Source organism: Embleya sp. NPDC001921 (genome assembly GCF_053594475.1).
On record NZ_JBSFEO010000008.1, the window covers coordinates 272,254 to 296,852 of the forward strand.

At 71.5% G+C, this 24,599-nt stretch carries 19 protein-coding genes; 10 read left to right on the forward strand and 9 right to left on the reverse strand.

Annotated features, from left to right (window positions below; translation table 11 throughout):
- The first annotated feature begins 248 nt into the window (after nt 1-248).
- The 4 genes from ACWCPW_RS12650 (at nt 249) to ACWCPW_RS12665 (ending at nt 6,803) form a co-directional block, all read left to right on the forward strand.
- Nucleotides 249-3,557, forward strand: coding sequence for a BTAD domain-containing putative transcriptional regulator (locus ACWCPW_RS12650; protein WP_449761554.1), 3,309 nt, complete (start codon nt 249-251; stop codon nt 3,555-3,557).
- 223 nt (nt 3,558-3,780) lie between these two features.
- Nucleotides 3,781-4,587: a MerR family transcriptional regulator gene (locus ACWCPW_RS12655; protein WP_449761555.1), complete on the forward strand. Its 807-nt coding sequence runs from the start codon at nt 3,781-3,783 to the stop codon at nt 4,585-4,587.
- A complete protein-coding gene (locus ACWCPW_RS12660) occupies nt 4,584-5,573 on the forward strand; it encodes a BtrH N-terminal domain-containing protein (RefSeq protein WP_449761556.1) in 990 nt (329 codons plus the stop codon). The genes ACWCPW_RS12655 and ACWCPW_RS12660 overlap by 4 nt, the downstream gene beginning before the upstream one ends.
- A gap of 120 nt (nt 5,574-5,693) precedes the next feature.
- On the forward strand, nt 5,694-6,803 hold the full coding sequence (locus tag ACWCPW_RS12665; protein ID WP_449761557.1) for a threonine synthase: 1,110 nt from the start codon (nt 5,694-5,696) through the stop codon (nt 6,801-6,803).
- A gap of 130 nt (nt 6,804-6,933) precedes the next feature.
- On the opposite strand, the gene ACWCPW_RS12670 is transcribed toward ACWCPW_RS12665, so the two are convergent.
- The 7 genes from ACWCPW_RS12670 to ACWCPW_RS12700 form a co-directional block, all read right to left on the reverse strand.
- Entirely contained in the window at nt 6,934-8,361 is a 1,428-nt protein-coding gene (locus ACWCPW_RS12670) for a DUF1116 domain-containing protein (RefSeq protein ID WP_449761558.1), read from the reverse strand.
- Nucleotides 8,358-9,890, reverse strand: a complete 1,533-nt coding sequence (locus ACWCPW_RS12675; protein WP_449761559.1) for an FdrA family protein — start codon at nt 9,888-9,890, stop codon at nt 8,358-8,360. The genes ACWCPW_RS12670 and ACWCPW_RS12675 overlap by 4 nt, the downstream gene beginning before the upstream one ends.
- A 271-nt stretch (nt 9,891-10,161) precedes the next feature.
- Nucleotides 10,162-11,064 (reverse strand): ectoine hydroxylase, encoded by a 903-nt coding sequence (gene thpD / locus ACWCPW_RS12680; RefSeq protein WP_449761560.1) that lies wholly within the window; start codon nt 11,062-11,064, stop codon nt 10,162-10,164.
- Complete coding sequence (locus tag ACWCPW_RS12685; protein ID WP_449761561.1) at nt 11,061-11,459, reverse strand: ectoine synthase; 399 nt, start codon at nt 11,457-11,459, stop codon at nt 11,061-11,063. Before ACWCPW_RS12685 ends, thpD begins: the two co-directional genes overlap by 4 nt.
- A gap of 40 nt (nt 11,460-11,499) precedes the next feature.
- Nucleotides 11,500-12,750 (reverse strand): diaminobutyrate--2-oxoglutarate transaminase, encoded by a 1,251-nt coding sequence (gene ectB, locus ACWCPW_RS12690; protein WP_449761562.1) that lies wholly within the window; start codon nt 12,748-12,750, stop codon nt 11,500-11,502.
- Between the two features lie 83 nt (nt 12,751-12,833).
- Nucleotides 12,834-13,370: a diaminobutyrate acetyltransferase gene (gene ectA, locus ACWCPW_RS12695; protein ID WP_449761563.1), complete on the reverse strand. Its 537-nt coding sequence runs from the start codon at nt 13,368-13,370 to the stop codon at nt 12,834-12,836.
- Between the two features lie 632 nt (nt 13,371-14,002).
- Nucleotides 14,003-14,590, reverse strand: coding sequence for a type 1 glutamine amidotransferase domain-containing protein (locus ACWCPW_RS12700; protein ID WP_449761564.1), 588 nt, complete (start codon nt 14,588-14,590; stop codon nt 14,003-14,005).
- 369 nt (nt 14,591-14,959) lie between these two features.
- Between ACWCPW_RS12700 and ACWCPW_RS12705 the strand changes: the two genes are divergently transcribed.
- The 3 genes from ACWCPW_RS12705 to ACWCPW_RS12715 all read left to right on the forward strand — a co-directional run bounded on the left by ACWCPW_RS12705 (nt 14,960) and on the right by ACWCPW_RS12715 (nt 18,617).
- Nucleotides 14,960-16,003: a hypothetical protein gene (locus tag ACWCPW_RS12705; protein ID WP_449761565.1), complete on the forward strand. Its 1,044-nt coding sequence runs from the start codon at nt 14,960-14,962 to the stop codon at nt 16,001-16,003.
- A gap of 15 nt (nt 16,004-16,018) precedes the next feature.
- The gene (locus tag ACWCPW_RS12710) at nt 16,019-16,462 is read left to right on the forward strand and encodes a hypothetical protein (RefSeq protein WP_449761583.1); all 444 of its coding nucleotides are present in this window, start codon (nt 16,019-16,021) and stop codon (nt 16,460-16,462) included.
- Between the two features lie 154 nt (nt 16,463-16,616).
- A complete protein-coding gene (locus ACWCPW_RS12715) occupies nt 16,617-18,617 on the forward strand; it encodes a hypothetical protein (RefSeq protein WP_449761566.1) in 2,001 nt (666 codons plus the stop codon).
- A 55-nt stretch (nt 18,618-18,672) separates the two neighbouring features.
- On the opposite strand, the gene ACWCPW_RS12720 is transcribed toward ACWCPW_RS12715, so the two are convergent.
- On the reverse strand, nt 18,673-19,173 hold the full coding sequence (locus ACWCPW_RS12720; protein ID WP_449761567.1) for an SRPBCC family protein: 501 nt from the start codon (nt 19,171-19,173) through the stop codon (nt 18,673-18,675).
- A 256-nt stretch (nt 19,174-19,429) separates the two neighbouring features.
- Here ACWCPW_RS12720 and ACWCPW_RS12725 point away from each other — a divergent pair, with 256 nt between their 5' ends.
- The 3 genes from ACWCPW_RS12725 (at nt 19,430) to ACWCPW_RS12735 (ending at nt 23,436) form a co-directional block, all read left to right on the forward strand.
- Nucleotides 19,430-19,996, forward strand: a complete 567-nt coding sequence (locus ACWCPW_RS12725; protein ID WP_449761568.1) for a TetR/AcrR family transcriptional regulator — start codon at nt 19,430-19,432, stop codon at nt 19,994-19,996.
- Nucleotides 19,997-20,277: 281 nt separating this feature from the next.
- Nucleotides 20,278-21,843 (forward strand): MFS transporter, encoded by a 1,566-nt coding sequence (locus tag ACWCPW_RS12730; RefSeq protein ID WP_449761569.1) that lies wholly within the window; start codon nt 20,278-20,280, stop codon nt 21,841-21,843.
- A 246-nt stretch (nt 21,844-22,089) separates the two neighbouring features.
- The gene (locus ACWCPW_RS12735; protein ID WP_449761570.1) at nt 22,090-23,436 is read left to right on the forward strand and encodes a carotenoid oxygenase family protein; all 1,347 of its coding nucleotides are present in this window, start codon (nt 22,090-22,092) and stop codon (nt 23,434-23,436) included.
- Between the two features lie 275 nt (nt 23,437-23,711).
- Here ACWCPW_RS12735 and ACWCPW_RS12740 read toward each other — a convergent pair whose 3' ends face one another.
- Nucleotides 23,712-24,299: a TetR/AcrR family transcriptional regulator gene (locus ACWCPW_RS12740; protein ID WP_449761571.1), complete on the reverse strand. Its 588-nt coding sequence runs from the start codon at nt 24,297-24,299 to the stop codon at nt 23,712-23,714.
- Nucleotides 24,300-24,599 lie beyond the last annotated feature (300 nt).

Below are 24,599 nucleotides of genomic sequence, written 5' to 3' on the forward strand. Positions count from 1 at the left end.
GCGTCGGGTGTCCCTCGGTGCGCCTCAGCGCTGTCGGTCGGCTCCGGGTCCGGGCTCGGCCGGCTCGCGGTTCGTCGGGCTCGTCCGGGTCGGCTTCGGTTCGGTCGCCGATCGGCTTCCGGGTTCGTACCGAGCCCGCTCCCGCCCCTCCTTGCCGGCACCCGCCCTCCTTGCCGGCGCCCGCCCCGTGCTCGGTGCTCCCCGCGCCGTCCCGTCGGCCGCCGGGCGGCGTCGACTAGCCTGGCCGTATGCGTTTCGGGGTGCTGGGCTCGCTCGGCGTGTGGACGGACGACGGGGCGGAGAGCAAGGTCCCCGAGTCGAAGGCCCGCGCCCTTCTCGCATGCCTCCTGGTGCACCGGGGGCACCCGGTCTCGGTGGACCGACTCGTCGAGGACCTGTGGGGCGCCAAGCCGCCGAGCGATCCCCCGGGAGCGCTTCAGACGAAGGTGTGGCGACTGCGGCGCGCGCTGGAGGACGCCGAGCCGGGCGGACGGCTCCTGGTGGTCTCGCGCCCGCCGGGGTACGAACTGCGGGTCGGCCCGGACGCGGTCGACGCCGACCGTTTCCAGGAACTGCTCGGGCGCGCGCGGGCGGTCGCCGATCCGCGGACCCGGGCCGCCGTGCTGGCGGACGCGCTGGCCCTGTGGCGCGGCCCCGCGTTCGCCGATTTCGCCGACGAGGAGTTCACCCGCACCGCGGCGACCCTGCTCGAGGAGCAGCGGCTGACCGCGTTGGAGGAACAGGCCGAAGCCCGCCTGGAACTCGGCGAACATGCCCTCGTCGCGGACGAGTTGAGCGACCTCGTGGTCCTGCATCCGCTACGCGAGCGGATGCGCGCCGCCCACGTGCGGGCGCTGTATCTGGCCGGTCGCCAGGACGCGGCCCTGCGCAGCCACGCGGATCTGCGTACCCGGCTGGCCGAGGAACTGGGGCTCGACCCGGGGCCCGAACTGACCGCCCTGCACCGGGCGATCCTCACCCAGGACCTCGCCCCGGCCGCCCCGTCCGCTCCGGCCGCCCCCTCCAGCCGCCCGCCGAACAACGTGCCGGCCCTGCCGGCCGCACTGGTCGGCCGCGGCGAGGCGGTCGCCGAACTGCGACGGCTGCTGGACGCCCACCGGCTGGTGACGCTCACCGGCCCCGGCGGCGTCGGCAAGACGCAGCTCGCGCTGGCGACCGCCGCGCGGCTCGGCGCGACGTTCCCCGCCGGCATCCACCTGGCCGAGTTCTCCGCGCTCGAACCGGTGTTCGCCGCCGGTCGGACCGGTGCGTGGGCCGAGGTCGACGAGGTGGTCGGTGCGGTGCTCGGGGTGCGGGACGACACCATTCGTCCCGGGGACGAGCCGCTGTCGTCGGCCGCGCGCGTCGCGCACGCGGTGGGGGAGCGGCCGGCCCTGCTGATCTTCGACAACTGCGAGCACGTCGCGGAGCCCGTGGCCGAGTTGGCCGAACACCTGCTGAAGGCGGCCCCGGCCCTGCGCATCCTGGCCACCAGCCAGGTGCCGCTGGGGATCACCGGCGAGCGGCTGTGGGAGGTACCGCCGCTGCGGCAGCCGGCGTCCGCCGAAGGACTGAGCGCGGCAGACGTACTGCGGTTCGGCGCGGTCGAGTTGTTCGTGGCGCGGGCCACCGCAACCGCACCGCGTTTCGTCCTGGACGACACCACCCTGGACGCGGTGGTGTCGATCTGCCGGCGCCTGGACGGCCTTCCGCTGGCCTTGGAGATGGCCGCGACGCGGGTACGGGCGCTGGGGGTGCACGAGTTGGCCGCCCGCCTGGACGACCGTTTCCACCTGCTGGCGGTGGGTGCGCGCGGCGCCCCGGCCCGGCAGCGCACGCTGCGCGCGGTGATCGACTGGAGCTGGGACCTGCTCGGCGACCGGGAACAGGCGGTGTTGCGGCGCCTGGCCGTGCACGCCGACGGCTGCACGCTCGCCGCCGCGGAGGAGCTGTGCACCGGGGACGGCGTGGACCGGGCGCAGGTGCTCGACCTGGTGGCCCGGCTGGTGGACTGCTCGCTCGTGGTGATGGCGGAAAGCCCGGGCGACACCGAAGGACCCCGCTATCGGATGCTGGAGTCGGTGGCCGCGTACGCCACGGAACGACTGGTGGAATCCGGCGAGTCCGGCGTGTACCGGCGCAGGCACCGCGCCTATTACACGGCGCTGGCCGAGCGGGCCGAGCCGCACCTGCGCGGTCACGAGCAGCGCAGGTGGCTGCGCCGGCTGGACGCGGAGAACGCGAACCTGCGCTCCGCGCTGGACGGCGCGGTGCGGGCCGGGGACGCCGACGGCGCGCTGCGCCTGGTGAACGCGCTGGCCTGGTACTGGTGTCTGCGAGGGCGCAACAACGAGGCCCAACGCTCCCTCGCCACGGCCCTGTCGGTCGGTGCGGACGCCCCCGCCGCGTCGGTGGCCGAGGCGACGGCCTGGCTGGGCGGTGTCACGCTGGCGCTCCGGGGCAGCGCGGACCCCGTCGGCGAGTACCGCGCCGCGCTGCGGCCGTACGAAACCGTCGACGACCCGCCGGCCCGGGCCCGGGCGCAGTGGTTCGTGGCGTCCAACCTGTACGGCGTCGGCGATTCCGCGCCGAGCCTGCACCTGGTCGAGTCCGCGCTCGCGACGTTCCGATCGGTCGGCGACCGGTGGGGTACGGCCGCGGCGCTCGCCGGCCTGGCCTTCCACGCGAAGCTGCGGGGGGACTTCGGCATGGTGCGCGGCCATGGCGAGCGGAGTCTGGAGTTGTTCCGGGAACTGGGCGACCAGTGGGGGCAGTTGCGGGCCATGGTGCCGCTGCAGACGTTGGCCGAGGTGATGGGCGACTACGAACGCGCCGGGCGGCTGCACCGCGAGGGGCTGCGGATGGCCGAGGACCTCGGGCTGTGGCCGGAGGTGTCCTTCCAACTCTCGGGCCTGGGACGCATCGCCATGCTCACCCGGGACTACCCGGGGGCCCGGGAGTTCCACGAGCGAGCCAGGCGCGTCGCGATCGCGCAGGCGGACACCTTCGGCGAGCAGTACGCGGAGATCGGGCTCGGGATGGGGGCCCGCCGCGCGGGCGACCCGGACGCCGCCGAGGAGCACCTGCGGAATGTGCTGGAGGTGCACCGGCGGATGGGGTACGAGCCGGGCCTGCCGTCGCTGATCCTGGCCGAACTCGGGTTCGTCGCCGAGTTGCGGGGCGAGGCGGCGACGGCCCTGGAGTTGCAGCTCGAGGGCCTGTCCGCGGCCCGAGGTTCCGGGGACCCCCGGGCGGTGGCGCTGGCCCTGGAGGGCCTGGCCGGCGCACAGGTGTCGGCGGGCCACGCCGACCACGCGGCGCGGCTGCTGGGCACTGCCGCGGCGGCCCGCCGTTCGGTCGGCATACCGTTGCCCGAGGGTGAACAGGACGACGTGGTGCGCATCACGGCGCGGGCCCGCGACATCCTGGGCGACGCGCGCTTCGACGCCGCGTACGGCACGCGTGTCCCGTGGGACGACGCGTCGAGCGTGGACGCGCTCCTCGCCGACCCGTCCCTGCCCGACAACGCCCGAACGCGGACACCGAACGGCGAGTGAAGTCGGCTGAACGCGGCCGAAGGCGCGGTTGACGGTGGTCACCCCACCCACCGACGAATAACGGTCCCGGCATTCGATCGCCCGCCGGGGCTGTCGTCGTTGCCGAGCGCCACCGACCTGAGGGCGGCGACCCGAATCGTCCGGGCGGTGCGCCGGGGGCGTCGTCGGTCGGCGCGAGGGCGAGGGTGGACTCTCCCCCCGTGGGAGAGTCCACGATGGTGGTGTGCACGACGAACTTCTCACCATCGGGCGCTTCGCCCGCCTGTGTCGGCTCAGTGTCAAGCAGCTTCGGCACTACGACGAACTGGGGCTGCTGGCGCCGGCTCACGTGGACGCCGGCTCCGGGTATCGCTACTACGCGCCCGAACAGGCCCGGGACGCGCTGACCATCGGCCTGCTGCGCGAGATGGATCTGCCGCTGGCCGTCATCGCCCGGGCGCTGGTCGCCGAGCCCGCGTCCAGGGCACGGATCCTGCGTACGGAGCGGGATCGGCTGGCCGAGCGGATCAGCAGGGACCGGGCACGGCTGGAGATGCTGGAACGCCTGGTCGAAGGTGGCCTGCCCGGCTACGAGGTGACGATGGGCAGCGAGCCGGAGCGACGGCTGGCGGTGGTACGAGCGGTTTGTGCCCCCGCGGGGATCGGCGCGACGGTCGAGGAGTGTGTGGGCCGGTTGTTGCCCGCGCTCGCCAGAGCCGAAATCGCCTGGGAGCCGCCGCTGTGGGCCCTGTACCCGCTGGATCTGGAAGACCGGATGGAGATCGCCCTCGGGGCGCACACGCCGCACGGGCAGGGCACGCCCGGCCTGGAGTTCGAGGTGTTGCCCGGCGGCCCCGTGGCCGAGACCGTGCACATCGGGCCCTACGCCCAACTGCCGCTGGCCTACAACGCGCTCTTCGCCGCCATCCACGAGCGGGGGCTGCGCCCGCGGGCGCCCGTACGCGAGGTCTATCTCGTCGCGCCGGCGGAGGCACCACAAGAAGAGCTGATGACCCGGTTGATCATCCCCGTCCAGGAGGACACGGCATGACCATGCTCGAAGACATCGACGCCCGCGGCATGCGGCACTGCGAGACGACAGCCCTGGGAGTGCTGTTGCGGCACCAGGGACTCGATCTGTCCGAACCCATGCTCTTCGGGCTCGGCTCGGGCCTGTCCTTCATCTACTGGGACGGCAAGAACCTGGGCTTCCCGTTCCTCGGAGGACGGGTCAAGCCCTTCGAGCTGACCAGGAACCTGGCCGAGAGACTCGACCTGGAGCTGCTGGTCCAGGAGACCACCTCCCCGCGCAAGGCATGGGAGAACGTGGCGGCCTCCATCGACGCGGGTCGCCCCGTCGGATTGCAACTCGACAGCTACCACCTGGACTACTTCGGGTCGAAGGTGCACTTCGGCGCCCATGTCGTGGCGATGTACGGCTACGACGACCACGACGCGTACCTGGTGGACACCGACCAGCAGGGCGGAGCGGTATCCACCAGCCTGATCAGCCTCGCCCGGGCCAGAGCCGCGCGCGGACCGATGACCGCCAGGCACCGATCCTTCACCCTCACCGTGCCGGGAAACCCGCCCTCGGTGCGGGATCTGGTCATTCCCGCGATCACGGCCTGCGCCCACGCCTTCCTCAACCCGCCCATCGCCAACCTGGGTCACCGGGGCATCGAGAAGGCCGGGAAGCTGATACCCGGTTGGCTCCGGCGTACGGACGCCCCGCGACGGGACCTGCCGCAGGCCGCCGTCCTGATGGAGAGGGCCGGGACCGGCGGCGCGCTGTTCCGCAATCTCTACCGCGACTTTCTCGCCGAATGCGCGCGACTGGTCGACAGCGACCACCTGCGTACCGGCCTCGGGCTGTACACCGAGGCGGCCGTCCTGTGGACGGAAGCGGCGGAACTGATCACGAAGGCCGGTGAATCGGGCGACGCGCGCTGCCTCGCGCAGGCCGGGGCCGTCGTCGGCGACCTCTCCCGTATCGAGCGCGAGGCCATGCGGGCGCTGAGTTGCCTGCGGGAGTGAGGAGTTCGTGCGCCGCCGCCGGCGCGCTACGCCCGATGCCGGATCGGGAACCGACACCCGCCCCCTGATTGGACCGAGTGTCCAATGTTAGACTTTCCGTCTATTCCGAGGAAGGTGAACATGGACGTCTATCTCGACCCGCGATCCGGCCGGACCTACGCCCTCGACGCGCTGCGTTGGCAAGGCGACGACGGCGCACCGCTGATGGTCGGGCCGCGGCCGGGCATCGGGCCGAAGGACATCGAGAGCTCCACCCGCTCCCTGTGGCGCTACCGTGCCGCGCTCCCGGGAGACGTCACCCGACCGGTGTCGCTCGGCGAGGGCTGCACCCCGCTGATCGAAAGGCGTTGGGGGAATCGGGAGGTGCACTTCAAGCTCGAATGGTTCAACCCGAGCGGCAGCTTCAAGGATCGCGGAACCAGCGTGATGATGTCGCTGCTCGCCCAGCGGGGCGTGCGGTCGGTGCTCGAGGACAGTTCCGGCAACGGGGGCTCCTCGGTGGCGGCCTACTGTGCCGCCGCCGGCATCCGGGCGCGGATCCTGGCCCCGGAGGGCACCTCCGCGGCCAAGGTCTTGCAGGCCCGGGCGTACGGTGCCGAGGTGGTGCTCGTGCCGGGCGGTCGGGCGGCCGCCGGGGAGCAGGCGATGCGCGAGGCGCGAACCACCGCGTACGCCGGCCACAACTGGCACCCGCTCTTCCTCGAGGGCACCAAGACCTTGGCGTACGAGATCTGGGAGGACCTGGGCTTCGCCGCGCCGGACGTCGTCGTCACGGTCGCGGGCGCGGGCAGCATCGTCCTGGGATGCGACCTTGGCTTCGGCGAGTTGCTCGCCGCGGGTCACATCGATCGGCGCCCTCGGCTGCTGGTCGCCCAACCCGAACGATGCGCGCCCATCCACGCGGCGTTCCGAGGCGGCCCCGCCGTCGACGTCGGGCCCACGATCGCCGAGGGCACGGCGATCGAGTCGCCCATCCGGCTACCGGAGATCGTGGACGCGATCCGGCGATCCGGCGGCGACACCGTGGCGATCCCGGAGGAGGACATCGCCGGGGCGACCCGCCGACTGGCGGGCATCGGACTCTACGCGGAGCCGACCTCGGCCTCGGCGGCCGCCGCGATCGACGCCTTCGCCGCCAACGGAGCGATCCGGCCCGGCGACAAGGTCGTGGTCGTCCTGACCGGATCGGGCCTCAAGGCCGCCGCCGCGATGGCGAGTGTGTTCACGTGACCGAGGACGAGCCGATGCCGAGTGAGGCCGAGACGATGGTGACCGCCATCGGTGGCATGTTGTCGCCCCCACCCGCCGCGGCTTCGCCCGGGCGGGGCGGGTGGCGAGGGGCGAGGGCGGCTCCCGTCGGTCAGGTTCGCTCGCGGGCGACGGTCGGGTCGACGCGCGGCACGTGGGGGGCGTGCCGGGCGGCTTGAACGATGGCCGAGGTGAAGGCTTCGAGGGGTGGGGCGACGATTCCGCCGCCGACCTGGCCGGTGCCGGCGATCCGGCCGGCGATGCCGGTGTGGATGACGGGCAGGGTGCCGGTGCGTGCGACGAGCGCGGCGTCGATCGCGGTGGGCACGCCGCGGAAGTCGAGGGCGGGAATCTGGTAGGCGGGGTGTTCGCTCAGGGTGATCTCGTACATCGACTCGGTGGTGGCGAGCGCGTCGCACGCGAGGCCGCCGACCATGCCGACCACGGCAGGGGCCGCGGCGCCGGCGAGCCCGCCCAGGCCGAGGGTCTCGGTGATCGCCGAGTCCCCGATGTCGGGGTTGGCATCGGCGGGGCCGTAGCCGCCGAGGTATACCCCTCGCGGGAGTTGCGCGGGCCCGGTGAACCACCGGTCGCCGGTCCCGGCCAGCCGGATGCCGAAGTCGGTGCCGTTGCGGGCCATCGCCACCACGACGGTGGAGCCGGGGAGGTCGCGGGCGGCGTCCATGGCGAGTTTGGCGGTGGGCATGGCCAGGTTCAGGAAGAAGAAGTCGTTGTCGGCGATGAACCGCGCCGCCCGGGCGACCGCGTCGCCCGCGCCGGCGGTGACCAGCTCGGGGACGATCTCGGCGAGGAACAGCGCGCTGCCGGCACGCGGGCGGATGTGCGACTCGTCGCCCATGTGCAGCGAGGCCGCGAGCAGTGCCCGGGTGTCCACGGGCCCGTGCGCGCGCAGCGCCGCGCGCAACAACGGGGCGAGCTCGTCCTCCATCCAGCGCAGCCGCTCCAGCACCGTGGCGTCGTAGGCGCCGTAGCGCAGCACCTTGCCCAGGCCCTCGTTCAGGGTGCAGAACGCGTGCCGACCCGTGCCGGGTTCGACGACGTCGAACACCGACATGGACGCGCTCACCACCCCGGCCATCGGCCCCACCGCGCCGTGGTGATGACACGGCTCCAGCGTGAAGGTCCCCTCCGCCAGGCCCTGTTCGGCGCGCTCGGGGGTGTCGGCCAGGCCCTCGAACAGGACGGCTCCGATGAGTGCGCCGCGCATCGGGCCGGACGCGCGGTCCCAGGTCAGCGGCGGCCCGGAGTGCAGGAACGTGCCGGGGGTGAGGCCGAGCGCCTCGTGCGCGGGGCGTACGTCGACCAAGTGGGCGCCGGCCGCGGTGATCCGGCGTACCGCCTCGGCGTTCGCCGGCGCGCGTCGCGGGTCCGCCGCGATCCGGGCCAGGGCATCGGCCAGGTCCGGGTTCGAGGGGCTCCAGTCGACGGGCACGGTGGGGACGGCCTGGGCGTGCAGCGCGTCCGCCAGCAGGTCCATCCCGACGGTGATCGCCCACATGTCCTCGTGCAGCCCCCTCACGCGCCCACTCCCGCCGGTACGAGAACGCCCGCGGCGAGACCGGCCGCGTGCCGGGCGGCCTGCGCGTTGGACAGGAACACGTGCGCGCCCGCCGCGGCCAGCGCCCGGCCCTGCCGGTCCAGCCCCTGTTCGTCGGCCGCCGTGCCCACCAGCGAGACCACCACCGGAACGGATCGGCCCTCCCGCGCGCAGTTCTCGATCGCGGCGATCACCGGCGCGGCGGGGTCGGCCGGACTGCCCCGGCCCAGTACGACGTCGATCAGGACGGCACCGGTGCGCGGGTCGGCCAGTTCGACAGCCAAACGCTCGGCGCGGCCGGTCGGATCGATGATCGGGTGTGGCCGCCCCGAACGGGCGCGCTCCTCCTGCCAGTCGATGATCGCGTGCCCACCGCCGGTCAGGAGCTCCTCGAACGTGCCTCGCACGGCCGCGTCCCGCAGGTTGGAGGTCACCGGGCCCAGCACGGCGGAGGCGACGGCCGTCGCCTCGCCGCATGACATGCGACCACAGAACAGTCCGCGCAACAACCCGCCGGCCGGTCCCGGTGCGGGCGCGCGGTCCTCGGGAAGCCATCGGGGCCACGGATCGGGCACCGCGCCGGCGCAGCGCAGGACGGCCTCGGCGGCCACCGTCGTCAGATCCGTGGAGTCGGGCCGCAACAGATGCAGGATCACCGGCGTCCGGAACGCCGCGACGTGCGACTCGATCTCCGCTGCGAGGGCGGGCCCCGGGTCCTCGCCGACGAGCACGATCAACTCGGTTGCCGGATCCTCCTCGAGCAAGGACAACGCGCGCAGGGACGAGGACGCCCCGACGTCCGGAGTGAGGTCGCGACCCCCGACGCCCACACAGTGACTGATTCCCACGCCGGCGGCGTCCAGCAGGCACAACAGCTGCTGCGCGCCGCTGCACGCGCCCGCGACCACACCCACCGGCCCGGGCCGCACCGCGTTGGCGAAACCGAATCCGACCCCGCCCAGCACCGCCGTCCCGCAATCGGGACCCATCACCAACAACCCGCGCCGCGCCGCCTCCTCCTTGAGCCGCACCTCCTGCGCGACGGAGACGCCGTCACTGAAGATCAGCGTGTGCAGGCCCGCCTCCAACGCCTCCATGGCCTCGACGAAGGCATACGCACCCGGGACGGACACCACCGCGATCGTGGCCTGCGGGTTGCGTCGGGCGGCGGAGGCCACCGTGCGCGGACGCACCGTCGGTACCGCACGCGAGGCCCGATCCCCGGACGCGTGCGCCCGGCCGCCCGAGCGCAGCCACGTCGCCACCGCGTCCCGGGCCGCCTCGACGGCCGATTCCTCCTCGGCACGCACCGCCACGACCAGATCGTTCGGCCCGGTGTGCGCGGGCAACTCGAAGCCCAACGCGGCGAACCGCTCCAGGTTCATCACGGTTCCCATCGCCACGGACGCGACGGACACCCCGGGCAGTTCGGCCACCTCACGGGAGAACAACGCCAGCGCCACCGAGTCCCGATACCGCCCGCCGTGAACCTCCACGAACGACTCGCCCATGGACCCACCTCTCACCTCGACCCGAACCACCCGAGCGTGATCATTGAATCACGAGGAGTGACGAGGTCGATGGTGCTCGGGCTGTCGGTGGCCCCTCCTGTTCCGGGCCGCCGGCTACCGAACGCGCTCGGTGCGCACACCGGGTTCCCGGGCGAAGGGTGCGACCGAGTCCGGGAACCGGGGCGGGTGCGAGACCCGGGCCGGCGCCCCTTCGTCGGGGGCGCCGGGCGATGGGATCCCCGGGGTTGTCGGGGTCCGGGTCGCGAGGGGGTCAGGTGACGGGACGGGTGCGGGTGGCGATGAAGTCGGGGCGGGGTGCCGGGGCCGCGTAGGGGGTGGTCAGGGCGTTGTCGACGCTGTTGTAGACGATGAACAGGTTGCTGCGCGGGAACGGGGTGATGTTCTCCGCGGAGCCGTGCATGCAGTTGCTGTCGAACACGGTCGCCGAACCCGCCGGGCCGGTGATCACCGAGATGCCGTGTCGGTCCGCGAGTTCGGTCAGCGAGTCCGGGTCGGGCGTGCCGATCTCCTGGCGGCGCAGGGAGGTTCGGTAGTGGCCGTGCGGCGTCTCGCCCGGACACGCGACGAACGTGCGATGCGAGCCCGGCATGATCATCAACGCGCCGTTGTGCACGTGGTTCTCGGTCAGCGCGATCGAGATGCTCACGGCCCGCATCGCGGGCATGCCGTCCTCGGCGTGCCAGGTCTCGAAGTCGGAGTGCCAGTAGAAGCCGGAGCCGTCGAAGCCGGGCTTCAGGTTGGCGCGGCTCTGGTGGATGTACACGTCCGATCCGAGGATCTGGCGGGCCCGGCCGACCAGCCGTGGATCGTGGACGAGTTCGCGCAGCAGCGGGCTGATGCGGTGGATCTCGAAGATCGACCGCACGGCCTCGGAAGCGGGTTCGATGACGGTACGTTCGTCCGCGCGAACCTTGGGATCACCGCACAGTCTGGCCAACTCGGCGCGCAGCGCCACGATTTCGTCCGGGTCGAGCAACTGCTCGACGGTGACGAATCCGTCCCGCTCGTAGCCGCGGAGCTCGTCCCGGCCCATCGGGCCCTCGAACGAGTCGGCCCACACCACGGGTTCGCGTCGCTCGACGCGCAGCGAGCCGGTGACGTGCCGGGTGGGGTAGCCGTCGACCGAGGGGTGATCGAGCGAATGGATCGTCATGCGCCCGCCTCCTCGTGCAGCAGCGGGTACACCCCGTTCTCGTCGTGTGTCTCGCGGCCTGTGCACGGCGGGTTGAACACGCACACCATTCGGATGTCGGTCTTCGGCCGCATGGTGTGTCGTTCGTGACCGTCCAGGAGGTAGGTCGTGCCCGGCGTGATCAAGTAGGTCCGGCCGGTCTCCTCGTCGGTGAGTTCACCCTCGCCGTAGGTGCAGAAGACCGCCTCGATGTGATTGGCGTACCACATCGAGGTCTCCGTGCCCGCGTACATCACCGTCTCGTGCAGGGAGAAGCCGACGCCCTCCTTCGCGAGGACGATGCGGCGACTGCGCCAGGTGTCCGCGACGACGTCGCGGTCGGTGCCGTCGAGTTCGTCCAGCGTGCGAACGATCATCGTGGTGGTCCTTCCGTTGTGGTCGGTGGCGTAGGGGAGTTCAGGCGGCGCGGACGGCGCGGACGGCGTTCGCGAGGATCCGCATGCCCTCGTCGAGTTCGTCCTCGGTGGTGGTCAGCGCGGGCATCAGCTTGACCACCTCCGACTCGAAACCGGAGGTCTCGACCAGCAGTCCGTCCTCGAAGGACCGTGCGCACACGGCCTCGGCGAAGGAGTCGTCGGCGAAGGTCAGGCCCTGGATGAGGCCGCGACCGCGCCGGGAGGCGCCGAGCTCGGCATGTTCGGTGACGATGTCGTCGAGGTGTCGCTCGATCAGTTCGCCCTTGAGCGTGGTCTGTTTCTCCAGCGACCCGTCCGCCCACAGGTCCAACGCCGCAGTGGCGGTGACGAAGGCCGGGTTGTTGCCGCGGAAGGTGCCGTTGTGCTCGCCGGGCTCCCACACGTCCAGGTCACGGCGGAACAGGGTGAGCGCCATCGGCAGGCCGTAGCCGCCGATCGACTTCGACAGGCACACGATGTCCGGGGTGATCCCGGCCGGCTCGAAGCTGAAGAACGGCCCCGTGCGGCCGCAACCCATCTGCACGTCGTCCACGATCAGCAGGATGTCGTGACGCCGACACAGGTCGGCCAGCGCGCGCAGCCACTCGAAACGGGCGACGTTGACGCCGCCCTCGCCCTGCACGGTCTCCACGATCACCGCGGCGGGCAGGTTCAGGCCGCTGCCGCCGTCGGTCAGCAGACGTTCCAACCAGATGAAGTCGGGCAACTGCCCGTCGAAGTAGTTGTCGTACGGCATCGGCGTGGCGTGCACCAGCGGAATGCCCGCGCCGGCGCGCTTCTTCGAGTTGCCCGTGACCGCGAGCGCGCCCAGCGTCATGCCGTGGAAGGCGTTGGTGAACCCGATCACGGCCTCGCGCCCGGTCACCTTGCGGGCCAGCTTGAGCGCGGACTCCACGGTATTGGCGCCGGTGGGGCCGGGGAACTGCACCTTGTAGTCCAGGCCGCGCGGCTCCAGCACCACCTCGGCGAAGCGCTCCAGGAACGTGCGTTTCGCCGCCGTGGACATGTCCAGGCTGTGCGTGACGCCGTCGTTCTCCAGGTAGTCGAGCAACGCGCGCTTGAGCAGCGGGTGATTGTGGCCGTAGTTCAGCGCGCCGGCTCCGGCGAAGAAGTCCAGGTAGGTGCGGCCGTTCTCGTCGTGCATCCGGCTGCCGCGCGCGTGGGTGAACACGGTCGGCCAGCTCCGGCAGTAGCTGCGGACCTCGGACTCGAGAGTTTCGAAAACAGTCATGCTTCTCCTGGATCGCATGGTCGAGGGCAGCGGCGAGCCACGTCCGACGGTGCCGCCCCCTCCGGTTCGGGGCCTGTCGGGGGTCAGGCGGCTGCGGTGAACGGGCCTACCCGAAAAAGGACTTCGTCGGCGTGCCCATCCGGGAAGAGCGCCGCGCGAAAGAGTTCGGTACGACTCACGCCCGCCCCGTGCTCGCGTCCCAGCGCGGTGAACAGCGCGATCGACGCCGAGTTGTCGAGGGTGATCGTGGTCTCCAGGCGGGTTTGCCCATGCGGTACGCGCCGCCGCATCAACGCGGTCAGCATGCGCGTGGCCAGCCCTTGCCCTCGGGCGGATTCGGCCACCGCGACCTGCCACACCATGAGCGTGTCCGGCAGGCCGGGTCTGACGTAGCCGGTCACGAAGCCCAGGACGCGGGCGTCGCGGTCACGGGCGACGATCGAGGTCGCCGCGAAGTCCCGACACCAGAGCAGGTAGCTGTACGAGGAGTTGAGATCCAGCGACCCGCTTTCGCGGGCGAGCTGCCACAGCGCCGCGCCGTCGCGCAGCTCGGGTGGACCCATCGTGACGACGGGATGTGCGGATTCCGTTTCGGCGAAGAATTTCGTTTCGGCGGACATGCGGATCGAACCTACCGACGCGCTCTCGGCCAACGGGAAGGACGGACCTTCCCCGCCCGGGCACCTCTTCGTAATCTTCGGGTGCACGCGCGCACGTTGCCCGGAGGCCGGACGCCAAACCTCCGGTCGGCACGTGCTCGACGTCGTCCGGCTCCCGTCCACAAATCCTTCGAACCTGGTGGGGGGTGCGCGGGAAAATCTTCGGCTCGACCGGAATATGACGAGAGATTCCGCGTGAAAACCGAGGGGTCACCATCGGGCAACGCGTCGATAACGTGTCGTGATCATTGCAGAGAGCAAGGATCGGCGGCGACGGCGCCGGCGATTGTGAGCATGCTCATAATCTTGGCTGCGGCAAGGATTGTCGCCGCTCGCCCTCGCTCTCGCCCTCGCCCTCGCTCTCGCTCTCGCTCTCGCTCTCGCCATCGCCATCGCCATCGCCATCGCTCTCGTCATCGCCGCGCCCCGGTCCCGGCCCTCGCTCCGCGCTACCGAGGCCCGCGGGAGATGCCGAGACGCCTACCAAGGGGCGTGGGGTTGCGGACGCCGCGGACATGCGGATGGCGCCCCACCCCGGGCGGGGGGAGCGCCATCGATCGGTCCGGTGATCCGAAATCGGACTGCTTCGTGATTCACACGCGGCGCGTCGACCCGAGGCCGGACATCGTCAGGGCCGCGTCGATCTGGTGCAGGAAGTCCTCGAGGTCATCGGGCGTGCGGGAGGTGATCAGTACGTAGTCGCCCGTGTCATCCCGCACGACCGGCTCGTCGAGCCAGCGGCCGCCGGCGTTGCGGATGTCCGTCTCGACGGACGCGTAGGAGGTCAGCGTGCGGTCGCGTACGACGTCGGCCTCGACCAGCATCCAGGGGCCGTGGCAGATGGCGGCGACGGGGCGGCCCGAGGTGGCGAAGGAGCGGACGATCCCGACGGCGGTGTCGTTCAGGCGCAACGAGTCGGCGTTGAGCGTGCCGCCCGGTACGAGCAGGAGGTCGTAGCCGGTGGGGTCCGCGTCGGACAGGGTGAGCGTCGCCTCGACGCTCACGCCCGGGTCCTTGTCGCCGACGAGGGTCCGGATCGGTTCCGCCGAAGGCGCCGCGATGTCGACCCGGGCACCGGATGCGCGGAGACGGCGGACCGGTACGACGAGTTCGTCCTGCTCCACGCCGTAGTTGGTGACGATCGCCAGGATGCGTCGGCCGGTCAGGTCGGCGTCGTTCATCGGGCTCGCCTTTCGGTTCGCGGTTCACGACAGGGGAGGCCGGCCGTCCATCGGTCGTGACGGCGGCCCACCGCCCCTGCTGCCCACGCCCATTTGCGACAAACGTCGCGTCGGCGGCGGAACCACCTCCAGCCGGTTCGGGGTTCGATCCCGGCGCACGAGTCGACACCCGACCACACCCACGGGTGGCCACTGGGATCGACCTCGGCCGCGCCCGTTCCCCTATAGCCGCGCCCGTTCCCATATACGGGTGATATTCCCGGAATCGGGTTACCGTCCGCCGCCGCGCCGGGAACAGCCCCGACTCTTGCGTTGCAAGCGCCGAACGACGGCGATGAGACGACGAACGACGGAGGCTCCACGGTGGCCATGGGCGAGTTTGCCGTGGAGGTCGCCACCGGCCAGGAGCACGCGCTCATCCGTACCTCGAAGAACCGCCTGGTGAGCCGGCGCAAGGACCCCGACGACAAGCTGCTGATCCCGCCCCCGGAGGTACTCGCCGCGAAGGTGGCGGCGGTCTCCGCGTACCAGCGGCTCGCCATGGCGCTGACCGAGGACGGCCACGCCTACACCTGGGGCGTGGGCAGTTCCACCCAGGGCGGCCCCCTGCTCATCAGCGAACCCGAGGTGTCGGCCATCGCCGCCGGGCACTACGCGTTTCTCGCCAAGTCCGACTCCCCGCGCTACCTCGCCGGGGACCGGCCGAACGGCGACCCCGCCGACGTGAACGAGATCTTCCCCGGCGAGTCCGCGGTCAAGGGCAAGCCCTATGTGCTCAAGCGGGTCGACTTCGGCGTCCCGGCGCTGCGGCTGTCCGGCGGCGGGGCCTCGCCCACGGTGCTCGCGCTCGCCCCGGCGACGGACGCGGAACTCAGCCTCCAGGAGGGGTACGCGTTCCCGGCCGAGGTCCGGTCGGGCAGCGACCTGAATTTCCAGTGGCGCATCGACAACAACGGCCCTACCAAGGCCACCGGCGTACTGGTGACGGTGCAACTGCCGGCCAAGGTCACCCTGCACCCCAAGCACCGGGACGCGGTCGAGAAGGGCGCGATCGAGGACCTCGGCGGCGGCAAATACCGGTTCAAGACCGCCGATCTCGAGCCCGCCGACGATGGCTGGACCGTCCCGCTGATCACCAGGGTGGGCGGCGACGCCGGCGGCAGGCTCACCGCCACCGCCGAGGTCACCGCCGCGAACATCGCCGATCCCGCGCCCGCGCTGGAGTCCTGGGCCCAGGTCACCGCCGAGGGCGCCAAGTGGGATTCCTCGGACGACGACGACCTGTGGAAGCGGATCGGCGACGCGCTCGTGGGCGGACTGTTCGCGCTGTTCAAGCTGATCGGCTCGCCCGGCGGCGGCAATTCGTCCCAGCCGAAGCAGAACAAGAAGCCCAAGCGCAACAAGAACAAGTAGAACAAGTTCACCTCCATCCAACTCGATGCGAAGGCCGACGTCACCACACCGAAGGCGGGCGCCAAGGTGGTGATGACCTGGACGCTCAAGAACACCGGTGGCAAGAACGCGGCCAAGTCGCCCTCCGTCACCGTCGTCGTCCCCGCCGGCCTGAAGGTCACCAAGGCCACCTCGGCCAAGGGCTCGGCCAAGGTGCTCGGCAAGCGCAGCGCCCTCTTTCGGCCCGGCTCGCTGGGTACCGACAAGGACGTCAAGCTCGAACTCACCGCCACCGTGGAGAGCGACCCGCCGAAGTCGGTGACGGCCGTCGGCACCGCGACCGCGACCAACGCCGTCCCGGCCGTCCACCGGCTCACCGTCACCCCCCCCGGCGCACCGTCAAGCTGCGGCTGCCCAAGGGCAAGCCCACGCCCGACCAGGTCCGGTTGGGCAAGGAAGTCGTCTTCGCGTGGTCGTTGACCAACGACGGCCCCTCCACCGCCCACAACACCAAGCTCACCGTGACGGTGCCCAAGGGCCTGGACGGCGTCGCTGTGACGGTGGGTGACAAGCCGCTGACCGTGAAGAAGAAGGGCGGACCGTACTGGAGGTTTCGGGCAAGATCGTCGGCAAGGTGGCGTCCAACGCGTTCGCCACCTATCTGTGGACGGTCCGCAACACGACCGGTGTCCAGGCAGACAAGGTCGTCCTGTCCATGGACGGACCCACCGTGCGCCAAGGCCACTTCCTGAACTCCGTGCCTCCGCCGGCCTCCCGGGACGACGGCAAGGTGGTGTGGAACCTGGGCACCCTCCCGGGCAACTCGGCCAAGAACGCGATCGCCGTCTTCACGCTCCGACCCGACCAGGGCGGCAAGAAGCTGGGCCCCACCGCGGCCGAGGCCAGGGCGGCCAATGCCGAGACCGTCTCGGTCAAGGACAAGCCGCGGGCCGACATCGCGGAGAACCCGCAGTTGCAGGTGTTTCCCGTCGGGTATCCGAAGCCGGTGGGTATCGGGAAGCAGGCGGAGTTCTCCTGGAGCCTGCAGAACGGGGGGTCGGACGCGAGCGGCGTCAAGGTCACCGTACGGCCGCCCGGCGAGCTGACCGGGGCAAAGCTGACCTCCAAGGACGGGAAGGTCGACGGCATGACGGTGACCTTCGACCGCGTGCCCGGCGGCAACACCGTCTTGGGCCGAGCGGCCGTGCTGACCGGCATCCTGAACCCGCCCCACCCCGGCGCCTATACGGCCATCGCCGAGGTCGCCTACCGGGGCAAGATCCTGGCAAGCGTCTCCGGCACCCGAGCGGCCGTCTCCGAGGCGAGCGTGGCGGCGACCGCCGCGCCGGGCAATCCGACCGCCGTGGACGCCGGGGCGACCGCCACCCTCGGCTGGACGGTCTCCCGCGCCGCACAGGGCCCTTTGGCGGGCACCTTCCTGGAGATCGACGTCCCCAAGCAGGTCCGGGTCACCGGCGTCACGGTCGACGGCCATGCGGTCAGGGTGCGCGACGGCAAACAACCGGCGCCCATTCCCCCGGCATTGGCCAAACCGGTGACCGTCGAGCTCTCCTGTCGGATCGATGACGAACTCGCCGCCGGTCCCGTGGTGTTCACCGCCACCCCGGTGTGGGACGGGGCGCCGAAGACGGTGCTCTCGACGCCGGTGACGCTGACCGTCACCCGCAAGTCGGCCCTCGGCCTGGCCATGCAGCCGACCGCCCCGGACCCGGCCGCGCCCGGTAGTGACGCCCAGTTGATCTGGGACGCCGACAACACCGCCGGTCCGTCCGGTTGTTCGGACCTGACGCTGTCGCTTCCGGTCCTGGCCGGCGGCACCCTGCTCAGCGCCACCGTCGGGACCCTCCCGGCCGCGTTCCGTACCGAGGGGACGCCGAAGAAGTGGGTGATCGACGTCGGCACGCTCCGCGACGGTGACAACACCCAGGTGGAGGCCAAGCTCGATCTGGCAGCGGACGCGGCCCCCGGCACATGGCCGGTGACCGCCACCCTCGCCGGCAAGAACCCCACGGCCGGCAAGAACGCCGCCGGCACGGTCATCGTCCAACGGGAGGCCACGGTCACCCCGACCCCGATCAACGCGCCCTCCGACTGCACGGCCGGCGACCAGGTGACCTACAGCTGGTCCCTGCTCGACGAGGGTCCGTCGGCCGCCGAGGTGGCCTTCACCGTGACCGTGCGCGGCGAGAAGACCAAGGTCACCATCCCGCCCGCGCAGGCGATCGGGGCCACGGTCACCACCACGCCCGCGGCCACCGAGATCACCTGGAAGCCCAGCAAGCCGGTGGCCCCCGATACGCCACATCTGCTCGCCTTCATCGCGCAGACCGACGGGGTGGCCGGCCAGATCACGGTGACCACCGAACTCACCGTGAACGGCGAGCGCGTCAAGCAGCCCGATGCCTTCCACACGAAGGTCAAGGCGGCGCCCGGGACGCCGAGCCGAGCCGAGGCGAAGAAGGCAGCGCCGACGCGGGCGAGCCGGGCCGAGGTGCAGGCGCCGCCCGGGGGCGCGGGGGCGGGCGCGGACGCGGGTCGAACCAAGCTGAGGGCGCCGGCCAAGAAGGCGCGCCAGACCGGAGTGAAGGCGCCGCCCAAGAGGCCGAGCCGATGAGCCGCGTCCACGCCGGCAGTTGGGTCCGCCGGTGCGTGCGTCGACCGCGGTGGTGCTACGGCTGCCGGCGCTCGGCGTGGTCCTTCAGGTGCCGAAGCCATTGGCGCAGCGACTGGTCGAGCGCGTGGCGCATGTCGTCGGCGGCGGCCTCGACCGGTGCGCCGCTCCAGGATTCGTCGGTGCGGATCGTCACGAGGCCGTCCCGCTCCTGGAACGTCCAGACGTGGACGCCTTCGATGCCTTGCACCGGCCCACCCCAGACGATGCGCCTTCCGGGGACGACCTGGTAGACGGTCGAGGTGATGTCGAGGCCGTGGGTGAGCCACCGGAACCGCGCGCCGGGGGCGAGAGGAGCGTCGAGTTCGGCGCGGTCGATGTCCGGGTTCCAGTCGGCCCAGGCGTCGATGTCGCTGTGCAGGGCCCAGACGTCGGCGAGCGGGGCGTTCACCGTGATGGAGAGCCGCACGATGACGGGGGCTTCGGCGTCGACGGCCTCGATCGGGGGGAGGATGGCGTCCGGTGTTCCGGTGGCGAGTGTGGTGGCTTCGGTGCTCATGGCGGGATCTCCTCGAGGGGATGGCGCGTCATAAGTGATTGATCACTCATACTGTGGTCCGCTGCGTGTCGAGGCAGGTTGCTCGAAATCCAGCGGGTGTCCCGGCTTGGCCTTGGCGTACTGCCGTTGTGCGTCGGGGTGTGAGTAGCTAATCACTCATATGGCGGTCCGGTCAAGAATGACGTCGGCGTCGGCGTCGACTCCGACGCCGGGATCCGAGGTTGACGGGGTGGAGTGTGAGTGATTGAGTACTCACATGAAGACGGAACGCAAGAGGCAACTCTCCACCGCCGACGAGCGCCGCGAGACGGTGCTTCGCACGGCGATCGGGGCGTTTGCGGCGCGGGGCTACTTCGGCACGACGACCACGGATGTGGCGAAGGCCGCCGGGATCTCGCAGGCGTACGTGTTCCGGCTCTTTCCGAACAAGGAAAGCCTGTTCGTCGCGGTCGTCGAGTACTGCTTCGTTCGGGTGCGGGAGAGCCTGGAGCGTGGCGCCGCCGCCGCGACGGGCAGTTCGGCGGAGGCGGTGCTGTCCGCGATGGGCGATGCCTATGCCCGCCTGATCAGCGACAACGACCTCATGCTCCTGCAGCTCCACGCGCAGGCGGCGGCGGCGTCCGAGCCGGCGGTTCGGGAAGCGGTGCGGGGCGGATACGCGCGGTTGGTGGAATATGTGCGTGGCGCCTCCGGCGGGGACGACGCGGAGGTGCAGCGGTTCTTCGCGATCGGGATGTTGTGCCACCTGGTGTCCGCGATCGGCGCCGACGAGGTCGACGCGCCTTGGACGCGGACCTTGACGGCCGGCGTTCGGCACTTCTGACCACGACTACGTACGAGGGGGTTCGACCGGGCGCGACCGGGCGCGGTCGCGCCGCGGGCCGGGCTTCGGGGCTGACGGCTTCGGAGAGCTCGGGATCTGTGCGGACTGCAAGATGAGTGATCGACCACTCAATGATGGTTGCGGAGCACCATCCGGGCCGCCTGGCCTCGGTGCGAGGTCCAAGAGTGACACGCCCTGCATTGCGTCGCCCATGAGCTGCTCGCGGCGCGTTCGGTACAGGAATCGAAAGTGATTGATCAACCACACATCAGGAGGTTCTCGTGCGAGGCAGTAACCACCGATCCGCGCCCGCGGCCGAATCCGTGGCCGGGGCGCGCGCGGCAAGTCCCGGGGTGATCCTGGGCGTCCTGGCCGCCGCGCAGTTCGTCGTGGTGCTCAGTACCTCCATCGTCAACGTGGCGCTGCCGCAGGTGCGGGACGGTGTCGGGCTGTCGGGGACCGGGATGGCCTGGGTGATCAACGCGTACGGCCTGGCCTTCGGCGCGTTGCTGCTGCCCGGGGGCAGGGCGGCCGACCTGGTGGGACGCCGTCGCCTGCTGCTGGGCGGGCTCGCGGTGTTCGCATCCGCCGCACTGGCCGCGGCTTTGGCCACCACCGGATGGCAACTGATCACGGCCCGCGCGCTGCAGGGCATCGGCGCAGCCGCGATCGCGCCGGCGGCGTTGTCCCTCGTCATGCAGGTCTTCCCGCCGGGCCCCGGCCGGGGCAAGGCGCTCGGGGTGTGGGGTGCGGTGTCGGGGGCCGGTGGTGCCGCCGGGGTGCTGCTCGGCGGCGTGCTCACCGAAGGGTTCGGCTGGCGCAGCGTGTTCCTCGCGAGCGCGCTCACCGCCGCCGCCGTGCTGGCGGCCACGGCCTGGCTGGTCCGCGTCACCGAGGCGATCGGACCGCGGCCGAGCCCGCGCGCCCTGGATCCGGCGGGTACGTCGGCCGTCAGCCTGGGCCTGGTGGCGCTCGTGTACGGCCTGACCAGGGCGGGACGTTCCGGGTGGGCCGATCCGTGGGTCCTGGCCTCGATCGCGACCGCCCTCGTGCTGCTGGTGCTGTTCGCGGTGATCGAACGCGGCCATCCCACACCGCTGTTGCCGCCGCGTCTGCTCGCGGCCGGTACCGTGACGCCGGCCAACGCGGTGATGGCGTTGCTGGGCGCGGTGTGGGTGGGACTGTTCTTCTTCCTGCCGCTCTACCAGCAACAGGTGCTCGGTGACAGTGCGTTGATGGCCGGGGTCACCCAACTCCCGCTCGCGGTGGCGAACATCGTAGGTGCCTCGGCAGCGCCCCGGCTGGTCCGTCGATGGGGGCCGGCCGGCACGCTCGCGGTCGGGATGGCCGCGCTCGCGGCAGGCTTCCTGTGGCTGTCGCGGGTCTCCGCCGACGGCAGCTTCGCCGGGGACGTGCTCGGCCCGACGGTGTTGATCGGACTCGGCCTCGGGGCCGCGTTCGTACAACTGACCGCCGCGACGGTCGCCGGTGTCCCGGCCGCGGACGCCGGGCTGGCCGGCGGACTGGTCAACACCACCCGCCAGATCGGTGGCGCGCTCGGCCTGGCCGTCCTGGGCACCCTGGCCACGTCCCGTACCGACTCGCTCCTCCCCGGGGCGAGCCGCGAGGTGGCCCTGACCGAGGGGTACCGGACCGCCTTCCTGGTCTCGGCGGCGATCGCCGCCGTGGGCACGCTCTTCGTCCCGCTGCTGGTCGGCCGGACCCGGCGCGGGTCCACACCCGCCGACGGCACGCCCGGCGGGAGGGCCGAACCGCGGCCGGCCGCCGTGGACGACGAGCGCAAGTCGTATGTCGCCCCGTCCAGGGGAGAGGAGAGCACCCCGTGAACCGTGCCGGCGACGGCGAAGACGGCGTCCCGGGCGCGAAGTTCGCCGAGACATCGCCGATCCGAGGCCCGCCGATACCGAAGCCCGAAGCCTGAGGCCCGAAGCCTGAGGTCCGAGGGCTGAGGCCCGAAGCCCGAGCTCCGAGGGCTGAGGTCCGAGGGCTGAGGTCCGAAGCGCGAAACCTGAAGCCTGAAGTCGGACGCCCGAAGTCGGACGCCCGAACCCGAAACCCGAAGGAGTCCCACCATGAACAAGCCCTATCTGACCGGTCACTACGCCCCGGTCGCCGACGAGATCACCGCCACCTCCCTGGTGGTCGAAGGAACCCTCCCGCCCGAGTTGACCGGTCGGCTGCTGCGCGCGAGTCACAACCCCAAGCCGGGAGTCACCCCGACGCACTGGTTCAAGGGCAGCGGCATGGTGCACGGCATCCGGCTGCGGGACGGGAACGCCGAGTGGTACCGCAACCGTTGGGTGCGTACTCCGGCGCTGGACGGCGAGCCGTACATGACCGAGCACGGGCCCGACTTCCGGGTCAGCACCGCCGGCACCCACGTCATCGAGCACGGCGGGCGACTGCTCGCGCTGTGCGAGTCCGCGCTGCCCTACGAACTGACGCCCGAACTCGACACGGTCGGCGCGTACGACTTCGCCGGCAAGCTCACCTCCTTCATGACCGCGCACCCGAAGGAGGATCCGGTCACCGGCGAACTGCACTTCTTCGCGTCGTCGCCGTTCCCGCCGTTCCTCACCCACCATGTGGTCGGCCGGGACGGGGAACTGGTGCAGAGCCAGGAGGTTCCGGGCGCATCCGCCGCGCTCAAGCACGACTTCGCGATCACCGAGCACCACGTCGTGTTCCTCGAAGGGTCGGTCACGTTCGACCCGACCGAGCGCTCCGGCATCCCCTACGCCTGGAGCGACGCGCAGCGGTGCCGCATCGGGATCATGCCGCAGGGCGACGGCGGTGCGGCGAACATTCGCTGGTTCGACGTCGAGGCCGGCTTCGGCATGCACTTCGCCAACGCCTACGAGGACGCCCTCGGCCGGATCGTCGTCGAAGGCGCCACGGTCGACCGTGACGGGTGGCAGCGCTCGTGGAACTGGTGGGTGGGTGCGCCCGGTCGCGGCGCGGAGCCGAACTCCGGTTCCACCAGCCGTCGTTGGGTGATCGATCTGGGCGCCGGAACCGCCCGGGAGGAGCAGACCGACGACCTGATCGTCGAATTCCCCACCATCAACGAGACTCGCCTCGGCCGCGTCCACCGCTACCAGTACGCCCTCGCCTTCCCCGACGACGAAGGCATCGGCAACCACACCCTGGTGAAGTACGACCGTGCCACCGGTGGGCGCCGGCTCCGGCCCGTCGGGGTCGGCCAACTCCCCAGCGAGGCCGTCTTCGTCGGCGCGGCGGACGCCGCCGACGAGGACCACGGCTATCTCCTGACCGTTGTCAGCGATCTCAACACCGACGGTTCGCGCCTCCTCGTCCTCGACGCACGCGACCTGACCGCCGCCCCGGTCGCCACCGTGCACCTCCCGCGCCGCGTCCCGGCCATGATCCACGGCTCCTGGATCCCGGACCCGAACTGACGCCCGCTCCCAACGGATCGACGCCCCGCTCGGAACACCGATGGAGCGCGAACAGCCCCGACACGTCTTCCGCCGGTGTCGCCGGCGCCCGGGCGCGGCCTGGTGCGCCGGCCGCCGAAGCGGCGGTGGGCAAACTGCTCTCCGCCGCCTGGCTGGTCGGCCCCGGCGCGCTCTTCCTGATCGCGTTCGTCACGTGGGCGCGGCAGTAGTCCGCATTGCTCACCGCGCATGGCTACCGCGCCTGACGACCGGGGCGCGGCCCGCCGGGTGTCGGGTCAGCGTGGTCGGCGCAGGCCCGCGACGACGAGTGCGACCAGCGCGCGGGCGTCGTAGCGGGGGTCGCTTTCGGCGCCGATGCACAAATTCCCGATGCCGCGCATGAGTTGGTACGCGGTGACGTCGGAGCGGACCTCGCCCGCTGCGACGGCGGCCTCGAGGAGTCGGGTGCACACCGGTACGAGCCGGTCGAGGAAGTACGCGTGCAGCGCCTCGAAGCCGGCGTTGTCGGCCTGCATCGCGGCGGCCAGGCCGTGCTTGGTGACCAGGAAGTCGACGAACAGGTCGACCCACCGTTCGAGGGCGGCGTGCGGGGTCGGGCCGGCGGCCAGGAGGGCCGGGCCGGCCTCGGCGCAGGCGTCGACCTGGTGGCGGTAGACGGCGATGACGAGGTCCGCCCGGGTGGGGAAGTGGCGGTAGACCGTACCCACCCCGACGCCGGCCCTGGCCGCGATGTCGCGTACCGGAGCCTCCACGCCCGCGGCGACGAACACCGCGGCGGCCGCGTCCAGCAGGGTCTTCTGGTTGCGCCGGACGTCCTTGCGTTTGGATTCGGCCGCGCTTCCCTGCCGGTTGTCGTCGTTCATCGAGACGGGTCCTTTCGTGCCGTTGCAAAGCGGAACCATGTTCCGTATCGTTGGCGGAGCGAGGTTCCGTTTCGCCATGATGGCAGATCGAGGCACTGCGGACACGCCGTCCGGCACGCTCACGCGCACGCTCCGCCCGGACGGAAGGGCACACGACCGTCGACAGTCGGTGCCGGTGCTCCCGCGTCTCGGAGACGGTCCTCGCTCCCCACCCGACCCGACCCACCCCGCCGCCCGCGACGAAGCCGCCCACCACGACACCGCCCACCACGACACCACCGACCACGAAGCCGCCGACCA

Excerpts from the sequence above, each read along its gene's own strand:
- ACWCPW_RS12650 (WP_449761554.1), top strand. The coding sequence starts at position 249 with ATGCGTTTCGGGGTGCTGGGCTCGCTCGGCGTGTGGACGGACGACGGG.
- ACWCPW_RS12660 (WP_449761556.1), top strand. The coding sequence starts at position 4,584 with ATGACCATGCTCGAAGACATCGACGCCCGCGGCATGCGGCACTGCGAG.
- ACWCPW_RS12665 (WP_449761557.1), top strand. The coding sequence starts at position 5,694 with ATGGACGTCTATCTCGACCCGCGATCCGGCCGGACCTACGCCCTCGAC.
- ACWCPW_RS12675 (WP_449761559.1), bottom strand. The coding sequence starts at position 9,890 with ATGGGCGAGTCGTTCGTGGAGGTTCACGGCGGGCGGTATCGGGACTCG.
- thpD (WP_449761560.1), bottom strand. The coding sequence starts at position 11,064 with ATGACGATCCATTCGCTCGATCACCCCTCGGTCGACGGCTACCCCACC.
- ACWCPW_RS12685 (WP_449761561.1), bottom strand. The coding sequence starts at position 11,459 with ATGATCGTTCGCACGCTGGACGAACTCGACGGCACCGACCGCGACGTC.
- ectB (WP_449761562.1), bottom strand. The coding sequence starts at position 12,750 with ATGACTGTTTTCGAAACTCTCGAGTCCGAGGTCCGCAGCTACTGCCGG.
- ectA (WP_449761563.1), bottom strand. The coding sequence starts at position 13,370 with ATGTCCGCCGAAACGAAATTCTTCGCCGAAACGGAATCCGCACATCCC.
- ACWCPW_RS12700 (WP_449761564.1), bottom strand. The coding sequence starts at position 14,590 with ATGAACGACGCCGACCTGACCGGCCGACGCATCCTGGCGATCGTCACC.
- ACWCPW_RS12705 (WP_449761565.1), top strand. The coding sequence starts at position 14,960 with ATGGGCGAGTTTGCCGTGGAGGTCGCCACCGGCCAGGAGCACGCGCTC.
- ACWCPW_RS12720 (WP_449761567.1), bottom strand. The coding sequence starts at position 19,173 with ATGAGCACCGAAGCCACCACACTCGCCACCGGAACACCGGACGCCATC.
- ACWCPW_RS12725 (WP_449761568.1), top strand. The coding sequence starts at position 19,430 with ATGAAGACGGAACGCAAGAGGCAACTCTCCACCGCCGACGAGCGCCGC.
- ACWCPW_RS12735 (WP_449761570.1), top strand. The coding sequence starts at position 22,090 with ATGAACAAGCCCTATCTGACCGGTCACTACGCCCCGGTCGCCGACGAG.
- ACWCPW_RS12740 (WP_449761571.1), bottom strand. The coding sequence starts at position 24,299 with ATGAACGACGACAACCGGCAGGGAAGCGCGGCCGAATCCAAACGCAAG.